The sequence below is a fragment of the Halolamina sp. CBA1230 genome (assembly GCF_002025255.2).
Taxonomy (GTDB): domain Archaea; phylum Halobacteriota; class Halobacteria; order Halobacteriales; family Haloferacaceae; genus Halolamina.
Window position 1 is genome coordinate 202767 of sequence record NZ_CP054589.1, and the last position, 15018, is coordinate 217784.

Sequence of the window (15018 nt, forward strand, 5' to 3'; positions counted from 1 at the left end):
GCCGGCGCACACGCGCCGGGGAGTATCGATGTCGACACGGAGTCAACTCCGATTCGTCCAACAAGTCGAACAGACCGATGAGACAGATGACGGCGCCGACCGCGTCGTGCAGGTGTACCGGCATTCGGACGGCTACCCGGGGAGCGTCCTCCAGGAACTTGCACAGCTGAAAGAGCTGCTCGATGCGACCCGCGCCGAACGCGGACCGGGCTACACGGCGGCGACATTCGTGTTCCTCGACAAGCTTTCGACGGTCGGCCTGTATCTGGCTGGCGGCCTGGGGCGAACAATCGATGCGGCCCAGCCAGCGGATCTCCTCGAGCCGTCCAATATGGAGCACCTCGACCAGCCACTGTTCCTGCTGGGCCACGGCGTCGAGAATCCGGCCGACGGCATCCACGGCGACGAGGAATACCTCTACGTCGTGGAACTCCCGACGGAGAACCCGTTCGACGAGCCGACCGAGTGGACCGTCAAAGTGAGCGGTCACTCCGCGTTCCCCCGCTGGGACGGCCCGACCGACGAGGCCTTCGAGCGGGCTAGCTGGCAGTTCCACGGGTCGCTCGAGAACGCGCTCGCAGACCTCGTCGCCGAATAGGAGTGTTGTCAACCTAAATCCAGAAACGTATTTATACGAATAGAACTTAGAGTAGACACAGATGCTCACCAAGGCCGAACTCGCCGTCATTGATGCGTTGAGTACCGGCCGGGACGCGACGGCAGCTGACCTCGCGACGGCCACCACGTATTCGGAGACACATCTCTACGACGTCCTCGATGAATTGGTCGACGCGAGGGTGCTCGCCGAACGCCGTGGTCCTAACAACCAGCGGCGGGTCCATCTCGCAGACCATCCGGTCGTCGAAGCGTACCGAACCCTGCGGTCGGAACTCGGTCACGTCGAGTGGCCCGATCTCCTCTCGCCGGCCACACTCCGGGTGTGCTGGTATCTCGACGAGCCGCGCCGGGTCGCCGAGATCGCAGACCGACTCGACATTACGCGGCAGGGCGTCCATAAGGCCCTGTCACCGCTCAAGCATCGCGCGATGCTGTCCCCATCCGGCCCTGAGTACGCATTAAGTGCGGACCTCTCGCCGCTGCTGGCGTTCGCCCGTGCCGTCGTGCAACACGAGCACCGGTCGCGAGTCCGAACACTCGCGCCAAGCGCGACCATCGAGTGGTGTGATCCGAAGCGAGCACTCGTCCGCGTCCAGACAGCCGCGGATACGGACGCACTCGAGGGCGACTCCAACTGGCAGGTGACCGGGCTCGCCCGGTTTGCAGAGTACGGCCTGCAGTTTTTCCTCGCGGGCGAACCCGCGTTCTGGTATGCGCCCGACGAGGGCCTCACGCCTGCCGACGTGGTGTGCCACACGCTCGTCCGTGATCGCGGCTCCCGCCGCGTCAGCTATGCGATGCTCCTGATCGAGGAGTTGGACATCGACCAAGAGACGCTCACGGAGACGGCGCAGTGGTACGGTTTGGAATCCGCAGTCGCTGCGATGTATCGGCCACTTCGGGGGGAGTTCGACGCCTCGGCGGAGTCCCCTGTCATCATCCCGAGTGAAGCAGAATTCATAGCGCTCAAAGAGCAGTACGGAGTTACATGACCGTGTTCAAAGGCGGCGACGCGATCGAAGAGTTTCTCGAGGAGTTCGACAGCTGGCTCTCGGAATCTGTGACGGTGTATCTCATCGGTGGGTCTGCAATGACAGTTCAAGGGTTGAAAGACCAAACCGAGGATATCGACCTCGCGCTGGGCGTGGTGTCCGAATTCGAGCACGTCTACCAGACGCTCACGTCGCAGGGATTCACGGTCGTTGAGGAGCCAACGGAGTCGTTCGAAAGCGTTGGGAAAACTATCGAGCTGCATCACGACGCGCGGGGACTGCAGATCGATCTCTTCGAACGGCAAGTCGTCGGGAAAGTGTGGATCACCGACCGGATGCACGGCCGAGCAGCGGAGTTCTGGGTCGGGACCCACGCGACAGCAGTCGTCCTCGCCGATGAGGATATGTTCTTGCTCAAAGCGGTTTCCGGTGGTGACCTGGCGAGTGGCCGGCGACGCGACATCGAGGATATGCGGACGTACGCCCAGCGGGGGGTAGACTACGAGGTGATTCTGACCGAGATCGACGAACAGCGACCGTTCAACACCGGGTCGACGGAAGCACAGCAGATCCGCGACCGCTCGCATCCGCTGTTCGCAATCGAGATGGCGGTAAACTCACTCTCGGGACTCCCAAACACGTTCACCGCCCGTATCGAAGAATGTGCGACGGAATTCGAAACCGAATACACCGTTCTGGGAGCGGTCGACGATGGCATCGGCGACATCGATGCAATCCGGGAGCGAGTCCTCGCGAATGTGCAGGCGCTGTCGGACGACCAGGAAGACGCCGTCGACGACGCGATTGACCGACTGGTCGCAAAGCGGATTCTCAAGCGCGACGGAGAAATGGTTCAACTCTGGTAAGCCAGCACTTCGACCGCAGTTGTTGTTTGTTGCCCCCTGAGGGGTGCGGGGGTGTTCGAACGAACCCCCGCGGACCAACCGGTGAGTGGAATCAGCGACCCACACTCGCACGAACAGTCACGGGGTCCGGATGATCCCGACGTGGTCTACATCGGCTACCGTCGTCGAGGCCGCGTTATTGTCGAGAAACGACCCGAGCAAGAACAGCTGACGCCGGAGCGAAGTCTCGCACTGGTGAATCACAGCTCCTCGGGCTTCGAATGGGGATATAGTGGCAGCGGCCCGGCGCAACTCGCGCTCGCACTCCTCCTCGACTACACGGGTGACGAAGCGTTCGCCCTCGACCACTACCAAGCCTTCAAGAGCGAGGTCGTGAGCCAGCTGGACTGCGCGGGGTCCGACGAGTGCTGGCGACTCACCTCGAGCGAGATCGACGCAGCCCTTCGTGAGACGACTGCCGAGCCAGTCGCACCGTCCATCAACTAACGATCACAAAGAGAGCAATTCATGGCAGAACCCACTCAGCAGTCTCGTACGAACGAGGAATCGACAGAGAACACTGAGCGGCAGGCACCAACCGAATACGTCGAGCGAAGCGATGTCGGCGTCTCACTCACAGTGAAGCTCACTCGCGGTACTGGCACCCGCGATCAGGATAAGCTCACGGCAAAAGTGAAGGCGAAAACCCTTGAGGAGGCCCGCGAAGACATGGAGACGCTTCGAGAGTACATCCACGATCTCGCTGAGGACGCTCGCCAGGTCCAGCCACCAGACCCACACGAAGAGTAATTCTTTTGGATGTTGCACAGAATTGTGTAACTATAGGATGTACGAAGTATGCGGTGAGAAGGAACTCAAGGTCATCCTCGCGCTCGATCCAGGGGACTCCATCTCTGGCATCGCGCGAAAGATCGACGAGAACCGCGAGACGATTCGGCGCGTCGTAAATCGCCTCGAAGACGCGGGATACGTCGCGTACGATGATGGCCTCCAGCTCGTCGACCAGACAATTCGAGACGCCGGTCTCGAGTTCCTGACGGCGGCAGCAACCACCTCGCCGCCATCCATCACGGAGGCATACGTTCTCCCCCAGTTTGCCGGCCTGGACTATGCATTCACATCCATCGATGCAGTGTACGTCTGGACTCGCGGTGGCTACCAGGTCGCTCGCGATCCGGCGGACTACCCGCTGTTCATCACCGTCCACGAGTCCGAGCTCGACGCCTGGACAGCGTTCTTCAATCGGTTCGGAATCCCGACTGCCGAGGAACGCCAGCCCACTGACGACCTTGATGGTGCCATCCAGTTCGTTTTTGAGCCCCGGTCGCAGATCGATGCCGAGATGGTCGACGGACGGCCCGTCATCTCGCTTCAGGAAACCGTGGCATTCGCAAATGAGCACTACGCGACCTTCCAGTCGGCACTCGACATGCTCGGCCGGATGTACGACGACGTCGACACCGACGCGGATTACCGCATAGAGCCAGCCTAAATGAGCCAAGAAGACCGCAGTGAGGCGCTCATCCAAGTCCTCGACGAACTGGAACAGTCCGACATCGGATTCGTCCTCGTTGGTGGGTACGCGATCAGTCAGTTCGAACCGCGATTCTCGACCGACCTGGATCTCGTCATCGCCCCGGATGACTACGACGACGTCGTGGCATTCCTCGAAGCACGCGGTTTCGAACGGACGACCGAGCTCGAAGTTCCACCGGAAGAAACCATCTATGATCGGGAAGTCGACGTCTTTGAACGGACCGAAGGACTCCCCCATCCGGTCGGCGTCGATATTCTCGTGAATGGGCTTGGCTGTCAGCAAACCGAGGCGGAATGGTCGTTCGACTATCTGCGTGACCACAGTAGTAAACTACCCCACCCTACTCCCTCGGCGCATACGCGCCTCGGTCCTTGAGGGATGGGGCTTTGATGTGGACTCCCGGCAATCAGTCGCCAGCAATACGCTGGTGACTCTTGCCGTTCAACGTCCCACCATTTATACGCACGTCTACTCGTGCGTCTCCGCCCCCCGACGTGGGCGAGGAACGGAGTCTATGTCTCCGCTTCCGGGCGTAGCGTAGCCCGACGTTCTTCGCGCCGTTGTAGTCCGCGTTCACCTCATACCCACACTTCTGGCACTCAAAGTGTTCACCGTGGCGGTTATTCTCGTGCGTGAACCCGCAGTCCGTCCGAGAACAGCGTTGAGACGTGTGGTTCGGTTCGACTTGCTCCACGGAGACACCCTGTTCAGGGGCCTTGTAGGAAACGTACTCGTAGAGGCGTCGGAACGCCCACACGTGGTGCCACTTCGCGTGTGGAAGTCGCTCGCGTATGTCCGTTAAATCCTCGAACGCGATAACGTCGCAGTCGTGTTCGACGGCTTCCGAGACGAGTTCGTTGGCGACGGTGTGGATGTACTGCTTCCGCCACGCTTCTTCTCGCTTCCCGAGTCGAAGCAGGGCGTTGTGCGCGGCTTGCGTGCCGCGCTGTTGCATCTCACCACGCCGTTTCTCGAACTCGCGGCACCAGTGGTCGTAGTCGTCACCCTGCCAGAACGTGCCGGTGGAGGTGACGGCAAGGCTGTTGACACCGAGGTCGATACCGAGGACTGTTTGGTCGGAGTGCCCGGTATCTTCCGAAACCTCGTCGTCGCTGTCAATCTGCCGCGTCGAGATGTGAAGGTAGAACTCGTCGGTGGTCGCATCGTACCGAAGCGTACTTTCGCGGAACTCGTAGTCCTCTGAGAGTACGTACCGCTCGTACGGTGTCGGGCTGTCTGCCGGGAGAACGAACGAGGGTTCGACCCTCCCCTCGACAGTTGCCAGCGACACCTTGTTGCGGTAGAAGGTCGCGCTCCGCGTGTCGTAGTCCAGCGTTTCGGTGGTGAACGTGGGGCAAGAGACGCGCTGTCCCTTCTTCCAGCGTTCGACAACGGCTTTGACGGCTTCGACGGCGCGTCGGATGGCGGCTTGGACGAGTTGTGCCTGTAACTCTGTCTCCTCTCGAAGGTCGGAGTAGAGCGCATCACGAACATCCCGTTTGTTGGTCTTGCACTCAGTGAACGCGGTGCCGGACCAACAGTAGTCGGCGGTTCGGTTCGCGCAGTACAGGTATTGGTCGGCGGTTCGGTGGAGTGCGTCGCGTTGCTCGTCGGAAACAGCGAGTTTCACGACGGCGGTACGACGCACACACATAACTTCAGAGAAAGGGCGGCGGTACTTATATATCCGGGAGTCTGCCGGCCGGAGTGCGCCGGTTGTGTCGTACCATACCGGTTTCCTCTCTGGCCTACTCGCTCCCTCCGGTCGCTCCTTGAGGACGGAGGCTCCACCTTGAATTACGCTGAAACGACGATTTCGGGCGGGACCCGGTCGACGACCGCACGAGCAGCTGACGGAGAAATCCTCGTCGCCGCGAAACTCCATAGCGGCCGAAAGACGGATCTCGCTGATGTCCTCGCCGCAATCCCAGCGATCGACCTCGATGGCGTCGAGTCGCATCTCCACCGCGGCGATGCTGATGCCCTCCGGTCGCAGCTCAGTGAGGCCCAAGCCTTCATCGAAGAAGGTGGGCTGGATCACCGATTCAAGAGCATGTTCGGCCAATCGTCGGCATCAGCCGACGACATCGAGACGCTCCTCGAATTCCTCAAGCGACAGCAGAAGTAAAATAGCGTTTTCCAGGCCTACAGCGACGGTATCTGTGCGTAGCTATCGCTGAGAAGGGACGCCCAGAGAGAACCGACGCTGTTTGTCCTCGCCTCAGCGGGAGCGGAGGCGACCATCCATGAGCGACACAGGAGGGCACGACCCAGACTCGAACGAACTGTCACCAGAACAACGCCTCGAACCCCAGAATACGCGACTCATCAACGCCGGCATCGTGACGATTCACGATATGGAGACGCTGCGAGCGTGCGTCGCCTACGAGAACGCGAACAAGCAGCGTGTCCAGATCCTGCGCCGGCTCGAAGATCGGGCCAGCGAAATCCGCGCACGAGACGACTGACGCGACAGCGGGGGTTGTTTGTCGGAGCCTCGGTGGGCGGAGGCTCGAATGAGATGAGCGATCGACCCGAGATCGAGATTCAACGACAGACCGCGTTCGGCGACGATGGCCAGCTCGAAGTGACCGAAACAAGCGTCGAGACATCACTCGAGGATTTTGGCGCGGACGTGGATCATCGCGACCGGTGTTCGCGGCGCGATCGGCCCGAGGCGAGCGAGTTCGGCGTCGACGACCGGCCCGAAGTTGAGCAAACATCCGAGGGAGATCAGTCAACACTCTTCGCTGATACGGACGAGGATCAGCAAACCCTCAACGGTGAGGATGCGGCCGCTCGCTGTCTCTTCGAAGAATAGACTGCCCCTATTGATTAGTTATTCGTCGAAATGTTATAGTCTGAAGGCTCTGTTGAAATCCTAAGCCGCTGACAGTTTTTCAATGGCTACTGAATACGGAGCGTCTGTCGGTCAAAGGATCAGAGGCAAATCGCCAAGTACAGGTGAAACGGTTAGCTATTTTCGACTTCAACGTTCGTGTCTCCACAGTTCCGGCAGCAGTTGCTCTGCCATGGGACAGTTTGAATCAACTGTCGCTCGGCGTCACATTGGTGGCAGTATCCTTGTACGTACGAGGCCATGCCGTATTGTTGTTCTCACCCCACTTCATACCTGCACAACCAGGGGCTGCCGGTACCGAGGCGTCGACGCCCCGCCCCAGTTACGCGGCTGTGGTCGCACAGCCAGAGCGGCCGCTCGCAAGCAGCCGTGCCCGGCGACACAGCAGCCCATCAGGACGCTCCCGGCTGAATCGACCCCATGCGACCACGCCGTGATGGTGGTCGCCGATCGCGATCACTCCCAGTATCAGCGAGTGCCCCGTCGTCGGCCGTCGTCGCGAGCGCCCGGCGACGACAGGTGAGTCCACATCCCTCACCCCACCACGTACGTCAGGGGGTGGACTGGCGACAGCCGCCCAGGTCTCTTGCATGCCGTGGCGATGTGTGCTTGCGGACGGTACGTGAACAGGTGATCGATTTCGACCCGACTGCCGCGGGGCGGTCGTCACTGCCGGGGGCCGCCGACGATGTAGATGCTGGGGTGCAGGCTGTTCGGGAGGCGGTTGCCGACCGGAATCGTGAGGATGGCTCTTCCGAGGAGTAATGGCCAAGGATTCGTCCAGTGGGCGGTTCGTGGCGGCGACGCCGGTCAGTGTTCGTTCGATGGGTCGAGACGAAGTTCGGGGCCTCGAGACTATGCAGTCTTAACCAACACCCCGTGCCTATCCCGGTATTTGTTGGTTAATCAGCTTTCCGGCTCGCTGTGGGCGATCAACCGGTACTCTCGCCGTATCGAGAGGGAAGGGATACGTGGCGGTCTCGGAGGGGTATGCGTGCTAGTCGCGGGCGCCGATGACCGTCGTACCACACTCGACGCAGACGTATGCGCCGTCGATGGTTTCTGCAGCGGGGGCGTTGCAGTGGATGCACTTCACGCGTGAGGATCGGACGGATCGTGGGTAGCGACTCATAGGGAGTCAGTTCTCCGTGACTACCGAGTCCTTGTACGGCTCACAAACTCGCGTGACACCTTCCTCAAAGTCGATGGTTGGCTCCCAGCCCGTCGCCTCGTGCAGTTTGGAGTAGTCGGCCATCGTGTCGTGGACGTACACCTCCAGCGGGTTCTCGATGTACTTCGGGTCGACGTCGGTGCCCAGTTCGTCGTTGATCATGTCGACCATCTCGTTAAACGTGTAGCTCTCCGCGGTGCCGACGTTGTAGATGCCCTGGAGTTCGTGGTCGGCGGCGAGTTCACAGGCTCGGACGACGTCGTCGACGTGCGTGAAGTCGCGGGTCTGGCTGCCGTCGCCGAACAGTTCGGGTTGTTCGCCGTTCGCGATCTTGTCGGTGAACTGGGCGACGGTGTTCGCGAACTCGCCTTTGTGTTCCTCGGCGCCGCCGAAGCCCTGGTACACCGAGAAGAAGCGCAGGCCGGCCAGCGTCATGTCGTGGAAGTTGTGGAAGTACTCCGCGTAGCGCTCCCGGGCGAGTTTCGAGGCTTCGTAGCCAGTTCGGGCTTCGACGTCCATGCTCTCGGGCGAGGGTTCGGTGCGGTCGCCGTAGATGGAGGACGTGGTCGCGTAGACGACGGTGTCGCAGCCGTCCTTGCGAGCCTGTTCGATCGTGTTGACAAACCCCTCGACGTTGACGCGGGCACCATTCGTGGGATCGTCCTCATGCATTTTGTACGAGGAGAGTGCCGCTAAGTGGAACACGACGTCGACGTCGGTGGGGAGGTCATTGTCGACGACGGAGGCGTCGATGAACTCGACGTCGTCAGTGAGGTTCTCAGGGGTACCGAGGTACTGGTCATCGACGGCGATGACGTCGTTCTGTGTGGCGAGGTGGTTGGCGAGGTTCGACCCGATGAAGCCGCCGCCGCCCGTGACGAGGACGCGTTGGTTCTCCATGGTGGTTCGTGTTTGGCAACTGGGGGAAAGCGTTGTGGTCGGGAACGGCGATCGTGCTGCCGACTCAAGGGTGTGGGTGACCCGGTTGCGACAGCGAACATGCGCGAGCACTTCCCGGAGTATGCTGACACGCCGACTGAGGCACTCGACGACGCAGTCGCTGCGCTCGTCGTCACGGATTGGCCGGAGATTGCGGACCTCGATGAGGAGTTTGACGTGATTGCGACGCCGGTGGTCGTCGATGGTCGCCGCGCAATTGATCGCCAGGACGGCATTGTGTACGAGGGACTGACCTGGTAGCGATCAAGGCAATAGCGAACTCACGGGCCGCCTGATAATCCACATGTACCACTCCAACATGAATACACCCGTTAGGGGATGTATGCCCGTCCGAACACACGACCAATCACAGTTTTCAGTCGGTGTCGGGTGTGTCTCTCGACTGCAACACGAGCCGAGCGATCAGGAATCTCGGACACCGAGCAGTTCCCGATCTACCGCGAACTCGCCATCGCGCTCATGAAGAACGCGGAGAACACCGTCTGGACGCCGATGACGATCGCGGTGAACGCCAGTAACGACGCGACGGTAAACGGCACTGACGTGAACCCGCTCTGGGCCCACGTCACGACCAGGTAACCGGCGTACACCGCACCCGCGCCACCAACCACGATCCCGGCCGTGGCCCCGCGTTCCAGACTCAGCCGATCGACGACGAACTCCGTCACGGGATCGTCGGGCTTCCTGATCGGGTCACCACTAATCGTCGCGAACGCACCCATCGATGCTACCTGATACCCGACGATCGTGAATAGGCTCCCCGCGATCATAGTGTTCGGGCCGAGCGTCACCGAACTCCCGGGAACGCCGAAGGCAACGCCAGCCATCAGCAGTATTCCGAACAGGCCAATCATCATCCCGGGTACCGAGAACAGATACCCCGGCGCGTTCAGCAGCATGAACCGGACGTGCCGCCAGCCGTCTTTGAAGCTCTCGAGGGTCTCTTCGCCCTCGCGCTCGTGGTAGACAATCGGCAACTCCTCGATTGTCAGGTCGGCGGCACCGGCCTGCATGATCATCTCGCTCGCGAACTCCATCCCCGTCGTCTCACAGCCCATCTCTTCCCAGGCGTCGCGAGTGAACACGCGCATTCCCGAATGAGCGTCACTAACGCCGGCGCCGTAGAAGGTGTTCAGGAACTTCGTCAGGAGCGGATTCCCAACGTACTGGTGGAGAGTCGGCATGGCGCCTGGCTTGATCTCCCCCTCGAGACGGCTCCCCATCGCCATATCGGCGTCGCCGTTGGCGACGAGGTCGTACAGCTTCGGGAGCTCTTCGAAGTCGTAGGTCGTATCGGCGTCACCCATCGCGATCACGTCGGCGCGGGCCTTGTCGAACGCGTAGCGGTAGGCGTAGCCGTACCCTTTCCCGTCCGGTTCGACGACAATGGCGCCCTCCTCCCGGGCGATGTCGGGTGTTCGGTCGGTCGAACTGTCCGAGACGATGATCTCGGCTTGTACCCCGAGCTCACGAAAGGCGTTCTTCGCTCGCTGGATACACTCCCGGATGCCTTCCTCCTCGTTGAGCGTGGGCATTACGAGCGAAATCTGAGGGGTCGCCTCGCTGTCGCCAGGCAACAGCACGCCGTCCCCCTCCCGCCGCTCGTCCAGTCCTGGCGCCTGCTCGATTTGGTACTCGCCGCCCTGTTCAACAACCTCTTGATCGGCATTTACACTAGGCATTGTCCCCTCCAACGTGTCCTCGCTGCGCTCCCATGGTAGATTCTGTACGTTAATGTGAATCTAGTCAACATAAGCATGTTCCTAACAGGTCGCTGAATGAACGAAATCTTGGGTGAAGTCGGTGCGGGTTGATGTCCCAGATACCCCGGTTCCGTCGATAGCTCTTGATTTGGAAAAGAACTCCTTCCGAGAGCAAAGGGATTGGCGTCTCAAATCCTTAACCAACAATCCATACTCGCTGACCCGGTTGTTGGTTAAGGCGGTTTCTCAGTATAGCCCTACGCTAACAGATCCCCTACAGACGGAGCAGGCTGAGTGCCTCGGGGCTTGACCTCGAGGCGGTTCACTCAGGTGCCGTCACGTTGATCCACAGATGGAGCTCCCGGTACGCGTTCTCCGTTGTGGAATCCGCAGGTGCCTCACCCTTGTACAGGAAGAATCAAGGCCTTTTGGCAGTCTTATGGCGCCTGGCCCGACTCAACATCACAGGACAACTCCTTCGAAATCGAGTACGAGGGCCCGTCACCAACCGATCTCGATAGTGCTGTGTGTACCGAATGCGAAGCGAACGTCTGGACGACTCAGCGCGGTCCCTTCATCGCTGAGTACGATACCGGCGTGCTCTGTGGCTACTGCAGCTACGAGTGCTACTTCTCACATCGCCATCGGAACAACCTCGAGGAGATCGCCGGCAAGCAGAGCGTGTACATTCCGCCGGCGTGACGCCACGAGTGGTTTTTCGCGCCCCAGAGGGGGCGAGGGCTCGATCCAGAAAGCCCTCCGAGAAGGTGATTTCCGTGAGTCAACAACAGCGTCCGAACGATGTCTCGATCGACGACATTCCAGTCGACGTATCGAACACCCATTGACCTCCTCCCGCGCCTGAAGACGCGGGAATCTCACCACGGGATTTCAGGCCGAGTGTTCGCCCGACCCTACGGTTTCAAGACGCATACGTTCCAAGCGTCGCCTGCTGGGTGTCAGCATCGGCTTGGCTGTCTTGTGGCGCGGTCAAACGCGCCCCATCCTCAGCCGAGTCATCGTCGTTCTCGTGTTCTCTGGAACGACTCTCTCCGCTGAGGTAGCGGTCTGCGATGTTCACTGCTCCGTTCACATCCGCTTGGTACTCGTCCATCCAGCAAGCCTCGTTCGTACACTTGAACGTCGCCTGCTTCGGACGATACCCTACCTCACCGCACGCGTGGCACTCCTTCGACGTGTTGCGCGGGTTCACCGTCTCGACCGGGATACCCTTCTCAACGGCCTTGTAGCGTATCTGCGCGTGAAGTTTGGCGAACCCCCATCCGTGGAGACGGCGGTTCATATTCTCGCCGTAGTCCATCGACTCCCGTATGTACGTCAGGTCTTCCAGAACCAGTACGGGATTCTCGACGGACTCGGCGTGCTCCACGACTTCGCGGGTGACGCGGTGGAACACGTCGTCTATCTGGTTCCACAGGTCGTCACCGAACGACTCTGCGATACGCTCGCTTCCGCGCTTCTGAAGTCGCCGTTTGGCGGTGAAATAGGTCTTTCGGAGCCGACGAACGGTCTTGCCCTCGTCGGCCCACAATTCGGGAGCGGTCGGAGAACCGTGGTCGTCGCGGTGACACACCGTGACGAGCGACGCTTCCCCAATATCGACACCGATGGGCGTCCGTTCTTCGGCGGGCGCCTCGGAACCATCGTTCACGTCGCGGGTGGCGGTGATGTGGAGGAACCACGTTCCGTCCCGCTGGAACAGCCGACTTTCGCCCATCTCCGCGTCACCAGCGTTCAACGCTTCGAGCCAGTCCCGCTGTTTGGGGTTCGGCTGGGCTGGCATCCAGAGGTGGTAGTCCTCGTGGTGCGGGATTTTGACGTACCACTCGATAGCGTTCTCGGGCTTGTGGTCGAGCCGTAGCCCCTCGTTGGTGAAGCGAACAGGGTGGTCGTCGTGAAGTTCCCCCGCGTTGTACGTCGTCGTGAGTTGCGGGACGTAGGACTTGAGCGCGTTCTTCGCGTACCCGCTCAGTTCGTAGTTGACCACCACGTCGTTCGCTTCGGTCTGCGTAGTACATCGGGCGTCGAAGGCGTCTTGGAGGGCGTGCTGGTACGCCTCTCGCGTCTCTCGGAGTTTCCTCCGCTTGTGCGCGTTCGGGTCCACAAGTTTGAGTTCCAGCGTCTTCGTGAGTTCGGTCACGAATCTCCCTCCATATGTTCTTGGATGTAGTTCTCGACTGTCTCACTCGAAACGTGCCCGTCGGTCCCTGCGTAGTACCCTCGCGCCCACCGAATTTTCTCGCCGTTATGATTTGCGTGTCGGTGGTTGTACTTGCGCGAGGAGATGCCCTTGAACCAGTTGGCGAGTAGTGCCGGTTCGTTCTTGGGCGGACTACTGACGAACAGGTGAACGTGGTCGGGTTGTACGGTGAGGTCAAGGATTTCGACGCCTTTGTCGTCGGCTATTTCGTGGAGGATGGTTCGCACACGGTCTGCGACCTCGTTGACGAGTACCGAGTTGCGGTACTTCGGCAACCACACAATATGGTAGTTGAGGTTGTAGGTTGCGTGCCGTGTGGTCTTCATCCGTGTTGCATACTATGGTCTGTCGGAGTCTTAATACTACCTATAGAACGGTTGAAAATCCAGCTATGGCGTCGTTGATGGGAGTGTAGGCTATTGTCCGCTTGACCCCCGCCTAAAGACGGGGTATGCGCTCGTAACTTTATCAGGCGAGGTCGATCCCGCTGAGGTACCCGAGGAAATCCGATCAATCACCCGTGGACTCGCAAGCGAGCAGCCGCCGACGAATCCGCTCGTCGTCCTGAAGGCCGCCCGCTGGTGGTATATACATGGCAAGGGCGGAACCGATCCCGCGTTCCAGTGGGCGATCGAGTGGGTTCGACACCTCGCGACGGACACGCCGAGCGATGTCGACCAGTTCGATACGTTCCTCGAGTATCTCGTCACGATCGGCCTCGCTGACGAGAAAGCAGCGCTTCGCTAACTGATCCCCATTCACACTGTGGGGGGCTGCTGGACACTACCGGCCAGAAGTAGTGCTGACCGTAATCTGTGCAGACTAAACGAAATTCGCTTAGAACTGGTAGCAGGCAACCTCTTCTTCACCACAGGTCGGACACGTTTCGGCATCCTCGGAAAGGGTCGTTCCGCAGTGCCGGCACTCATATAGGGTAGATGTCGTGGACGTGCGAGTACCAACGACCCCGCGAAGCGTTTCAACGAGACCCATCCTCCCGGTGATTGTGTCGCACTGGTTGTTAATCCCAGCCTCCGATAGCAGCCCCGATCTAAACCCCCCGAAGTAGCGCCGATGTTTATCGTGCGCCCCCGAGGGGTGCGGCGCGTCCTGACTTCTCGGAGACGTCGTCGTACTCGATGTGATGCAATCCATGATGACATCCAGTGAGTCGGGGGTCTCGTTCGAGGAGACCGACACCCGACACGACGAAATGCACAGTACCATCGAAGACTGGATCGACGAGCTCGTCGCAGACGTCGACGAGGCAAAAGCCAGCCAACAGTTCCAGGAGTGGCTCGATGTCCAGTCCCGATTCCACGACTACTCCTATCGCAACACCCTCTTGATCAAGCTCCAGTGTCCCGAGGCGACCCGCGTAGCGGGCTACAATACGTGGCGGTCGGAGTTCGACCGGCACGTCCAAGAGGGCGAACAGGCGATCTGGATCTGGGCACCGATTATTACGAAGCAGTGCCCTGAGTGCGAGAACTCACCGAGCTACCACAAGCAGAGCGACTGTGACTACGACGAAACACCGCCCGAGGAGTGGTCCGAAGGACTGGTTGGATTCAAACCAACGGCAGTCTTCGATGTATCTCAAACCGAGGGCGAACCGCTCCCCGAGTTGGAAACCGAGGCAGCTGGTGACGCCGACGACCTGGTGCCAGCGCTCCGTGATGCGGCAGCTACGCTCGATATCGACGTCCGTGTCGTCGACGCTGCTGAGTGGGAGCATGGCGACGCAAAAGGCGTCTGCAAACACCGGAACCTCCACGAATGCCAACCCGTCGTCGAAGCGAAAGATAGAGCGAATCAGGCCGATCTCGCCGTGACGCTAATTCACGAGTACGCCCACGCACTGCTCCATTTCGATGTCGTCGACGAACCCGAGCGTGCAAAACGCGAGATCGAAGCCGAAGCCGTTGCGTACATCGTCGGGCGGTATTTCGACCTCGATACGAGCGGATCAGCGTTCTATCTTGCCGCGTGGCAGGACGACGATGCGGAGAGCATTCAGGAGCGACTCGGCCGGATCAGTTCGACCGCGCAGGAGATCATTGGGACGGTCGCTGAGAGCTGAACACGCC

15 protein-coding genes and 4 pseudogenes are annotated in these 15018 nt (G+C 60.3%); 14 read left to right on the plus strand and 5 right to left on the minus strand.

What is annotated here, in order from left to right; genetic code table 11:
* The first annotated feature begins 28 nt into the window (after positions 1 to 28).
* The 7 genes and pseudogenes from B4589_RS17490 to B4589_RS17520 all read left to right on the plus strand — a co-directional run.
* Positions 29 to 598 carry a hypothetical protein gene (locus B4589_RS17490; protein WP_079235282.1) on the plus strand — a complete coding sequence of 190 codons (570 nt, stop codon included), beginning with the start codon at positions 29 to 31 and terminating at the stop codon, positions 596 to 598.
* Between the two features lie 61 nt (positions 599 to 659).
* The gene (locus B4589_RS17495; RefSeq protein WP_079235281.1) at positions 660 to 1610 is read left to right on the plus strand and encodes a helix-turn-helix transcriptional regulator; all 951 of its coding nucleotides are present in this window, start codon (positions 660 to 662) and stop codon (positions 1608 to 1610) included.
* Positions 1607 to 2476, plus strand: coding sequence for a hypothetical protein (locus tag B4589_RS17500; RefSeq protein WP_079235280.1), 870 nt, complete (start codon positions 1607 to 1609; stop codon positions 2474 to 2476). Before B4589_RS17495 ends, B4589_RS17500 begins: the two co-directional genes overlap by 4 nt.
* Positions 2477 to 2557: 81 nt before the next feature.
* A complete protein-coding gene (locus B4589_RS17505; protein WP_079235471.1) occupies positions 2558 to 2962 on the plus strand; it encodes a DUF6166 domain-containing protein in 405 nt (134 codons plus the stop codon).
* Positions 2963 to 2983: 21 nt separating this feature from the next.
* Positions 2984 to 3265 carry a hypothetical protein gene (locus B4589_RS17510; protein ID WP_079235279.1) on the plus strand — a complete coding sequence of 94 codons (282 nt, stop codon included), beginning with the start codon at positions 2984 to 2986 and terminating at the stop codon, positions 3263 to 3265.
* Between the two features lie 37 nt (positions 3266 to 3302).
* Positions 3303 to 3968 carry a helix-turn-helix domain-containing protein gene (locus B4589_RS17515; RefSeq protein WP_079235278.1) on the plus strand — a complete coding sequence of 222 codons (666 nt, stop codon included), beginning with the start codon at positions 3303 to 3305 and terminating at the stop codon, positions 3966 to 3968.
* A pseudogene (locus B4589_RS17520) lies at positions 3969 to 4343 on the plus strand (nucleotidyltransferase domain-containing protein); the annotation flags it as partial.
* 76 nt (positions 4344 to 4419) lie between these two features.
* Here the strand turns inward: B4589_RS17520 and B4589_RS17525 are convergent.
* Positions 4420 to 5667 (minus strand): RNA-guided endonuclease TnpB family protein, encoded by a 1248-nt coding sequence (locus B4589_RS17525; RefSeq protein ID WP_079235277.1) that lies wholly within the window; start codon positions 5665 to 5667, stop codon positions 4420 to 4422.
* Positions 5668 to 5817: 150 nt separating this feature from the next.
* Between B4589_RS17525 and B4589_RS18360 the strand changes: the two are divergent.
* The 3 genes and pseudogenes from B4589_RS18360 to B4589_RS17535 form a co-directional block, all read left to right on the plus strand.
* Positions 5818 to 6141, plus strand: a pseudogene (locus B4589_RS18360) (hypothetical protein); the annotation flags it as partial.
* Between the two features lie 118 nt (positions 6142 to 6259).
* Positions 6260 to 6481, plus strand: coding sequence for a hypothetical protein (locus tag B4589_RS17530; RefSeq protein WP_079235276.1), 222 nt, complete (start codon positions 6260 to 6262; stop codon positions 6479 to 6481).
* A 53-nt stretch (positions 6482 to 6534) separates the two neighbouring features.
* Positions 6535 to 6834 carry a hypothetical protein gene (locus B4589_RS17535; protein ID WP_079235275.1) on the plus strand — a complete coding sequence of 100 codons (300 nt, stop codon included), beginning with the start codon at positions 6535 to 6537 and terminating at the stop codon, positions 6832 to 6834.
* A 1177-nt stretch (positions 6835 to 8011) separates the two neighbouring features.
* Here the strand turns inward: B4589_RS17535 and B4589_RS17540 are convergent.
* Entirely contained in the window at positions 8012 to 8944 is a 933-nt protein-coding gene (locus tag B4589_RS17540) for an NAD(P)-dependent oxidoreductase (protein ID WP_079235274.1), read from the minus strand.
* Positions 8945 to 9016: 72 nt separating this feature from the next.
* On the opposite strand from B4589_RS17540, the gene B4589_RS17545 reads away from it, so the two are divergent.
* Complete coding sequence (locus tag B4589_RS17545) at positions 9017 to 9244, plus strand: UDP binding domain-containing protein (protein WP_394353860.1); 228 nt, start codon at positions 9017 to 9019, stop codon at positions 9242 to 9244.
* A gap of 194 nt (positions 9245 to 9438) precedes the next feature.
* Here B4589_RS17545 and B4589_RS17550 read toward each other — a convergent pair whose 3' ends face one another.
* Positions 9439 to 10686: a glycosyltransferase family 2 protein gene (locus B4589_RS17550; protein WP_079235272.1), complete on the minus strand. Its 1248-nt coding sequence runs from the start codon at positions 10684 to 10686 to the stop codon at positions 9439 to 9441.
* Positions 10687 to 11121: 435 nt separating this feature from the next.
* On the opposite strand from B4589_RS17550, the pseudogene B4589_RS17555 reads away from it, so the two are divergent.
* Positions 11122 to 11409, plus strand: a pseudogene (locus tag B4589_RS17555) (hypothetical protein); the annotation flags it as partial.
* A 220-nt stretch (positions 11410 to 11629) separates the two neighbouring features.
* Here B4589_RS17555 and B4589_RS17560 read toward each other — a convergent pair.
* Positions 11630 to 12868 carry an RNA-guided endonuclease TnpB family protein gene (locus B4589_RS17560; RefSeq protein ID WP_079235271.1) on the minus strand — a complete coding sequence of 413 codons (1239 nt, stop codon included), beginning with the start codon at positions 12866 to 12868 and terminating at the stop codon, positions 11630 to 11632.
* The gene (gene tnpA / locus B4589_RS17565) at positions 12865 to 13254 is read right to left on the minus strand and encodes an IS200/IS605 family transposase (protein WP_079235270.1); all 390 of its coding nucleotides are present in this window, start codon (positions 13252 to 13254) and stop codon (positions 12865 to 12867) included. The genes B4589_RS17560 and tnpA overlap by 4 nt, the downstream gene beginning before the upstream one ends.
* Before the next feature lie 136 nt (positions 13255 to 13390).
* Between tnpA and B4589_RS18365 the strand changes: the two are divergent.
* A pseudogene (locus B4589_RS18365) lies at positions 13391 to 13675 on the plus strand (hypothetical protein); the annotation flags it as partial.
* A 406-nt stretch (positions 13676 to 14081) separates the two neighbouring features.
* Positions 14082 to 15011: an ArdC-like ssDNA-binding domain-containing protein gene (locus B4589_RS17570; protein ID WP_079235269.1), complete on the plus strand. Its 930-nt coding sequence runs from the start codon at positions 14082 to 14084 to the stop codon at positions 15009 to 15011.
* Positions 15012 to 15018: the final 7 nt, after the last annotated feature.